Source organism: Chitinispirillales bacterium ANBcel5 (genome assembly GCA_029688955.1).
GTDB classification, from domain to species: domain Bacteria; phylum Fibrobacterota; class Chitinivibrionia; order Chitinivibrionales; family Chitinispirillaceae; genus Cellulosispirillum; species Cellulosispirillum alkaliphilum.
The window spans coordinates 1-1,811 of record JARUKZ010000094.1; the positions used below are offsets into that span (position 1 = coordinate 1).

The 1,811-nt window shown below is 39.8% G+C and carries 1 protein-coding gene; it reads left to right on the plus strand.

All coding sequences use genetic code 11. The annotated features are described in order from the left end of the window. The first annotated feature begins 79 nt into the window (after nt 1–79). Nucleotides 80–340 carry a hypothetical protein gene (locus tag QA601_18830; protein MDG5817158.1) on the plus strand — a complete coding sequence of 87 codons (261 nt, stop codon included), beginning with the start codon at nt 80–82 and terminating at the stop codon, nt 338–340. The last annotated feature ends 1,471 nt before the right edge of the window (nt 341–1,811 follow it).

The following is a 1,811-nucleotide window of genomic DNA, read 5'->3' on the forward strand; positions in this document are numbered from 1 at the left end:
TTCATTATAACAGTTAGAAAACACGGCATAAAATTAACAGGGTAAGCTTAAAAAAACTATAGAAAGCGGAGGTATGGTTATGCCAACGATAGCTGAGAAGCTTCTTCAGGAGGGGATGGAGAAGGGAATTGAAAAGGGTATCGAGAAAGGCATCGAAAAAGGAATGGAGAAGGGGAGAATGGAAGGTATTGAAAAGGGTATCGAGCAGGCAAAAATTGAGATTGCAGAAAAAATGATCAGCAAGGGATTGGAAAACGAAACGATCATTGAGTTTACCGGACTTGAGCTGAAGAAACTTGAGGAGGTACGACAAAAGCTTGAGAGCAGGGGACAGGGTTAGAAGTGCAGAGTCTGTTATACCTTTCTTTCCCACCCTTTATCACCAATTAATTTTCCTTTCATGGAAGAGAACTATGCTGAACTTCCTTTATCCGCGACTATCTTCCCGCCCGCCTATGGTTTAAAGTGATGGGTATGAACAGCCTGAATCTATTTACACAAAATTCTCGACACTCCCAAAACAGTTGTGATATTCATTTCCAAGTGACTTGGGAGTGAAAAAACGAGTTGAGATATTTATTTCCAAGTGACTTATGAGCGAAAAAACGCGTTGTGAGATTCATTTCCAAGTGACTTATGAGCGAAAAAACGAATTGTGATATTCATTTCCAAGTGACTTATGAGCGAAAAAACGAATTGTGATATTCATTTCCAAGTGACTTAGGAGCGAAAAAAAGGGTTCTGATTTTGGCTCCTAAGCGACTTAGAAATGAAAAAAAGGGTTCTGATTTTGGCTCCTAAGCGACTTAGAAATGAAAAAAAGGGTTCTAATGAGGCTTCTAAGTCGCTTAGAAACGAAAAAAAGGGTTCTAATGAGGCTCCTAAGTGACTTAGCAATAAAAAAAAGGGTTCTAATTTTGACTTCTAAGCGACTTAGGAATGAAAAAAAGGGTTCTAATGAGGCTCCTAAGTGACTTAGGAATGAAAAAAATGGTTCTAATGAGGCTTCTAAGTGACTTAGGAATGAAAAAAAGGGTTCTAATTTTGACTCCTAAGTGACTTAGGAATGAAAAAAAGGGTTCTAATTTTGACTCCTAAGTGACTTAGCAATCAAAAACAGAGTCCAATTTACTTAACATTATGAAGTAGAAATAAAAAAACGTGTTGTGAGTTTCATTTCTAAGCGACTTATGAGCGAAAAAACGCGTTGTGATGTTCATTTCTAAGCGACTTATGAGCGAAAAAACGAGTTGTGATATTCATTTCTAAGTGACTTATGAGCTAAAAAACGAGTTGTGAGTTTCATTATTCCTGCATATCCAAATACCACCAGAATATCCCGCACTTTCAGCGCTTGGGATCTTTTTTGCGCCCAGGACCCGGGGTTGCGCCAGAAGACTGGCTTACCCCGGGCTATAGAATAACGCGCTTTCAGCGCTTATGAGAAAAGATCAAGACCAAACGATCGGTATTTACTCGTGTAGTATTATGGAAGAACGAAAAAGAATATGGATATATAACAGGAATGGTATTCCCATTCCCCCCTTCCTCCCGCGATCATAGCCCAAGGGGCCCCCCAAACGGGTCCTTTCACGCTTTAAATAGCTATGAGCTATGAGCTGTGAGCGTTGAGCAGGAAAATGGGAAAATTGTTATTTCCTAATCTTTAATTAATACTTGGTCATTAGTCATTATATTGTCGCCCTGGCCTCCGTAGCTTCAGCGTAGGACGCCCATATAAATCCTTTTTCCCACAAATCTCGATGGCATCAACGAATATCCCGCGCTTTCAGCGCTTGGGATCTTTTTTC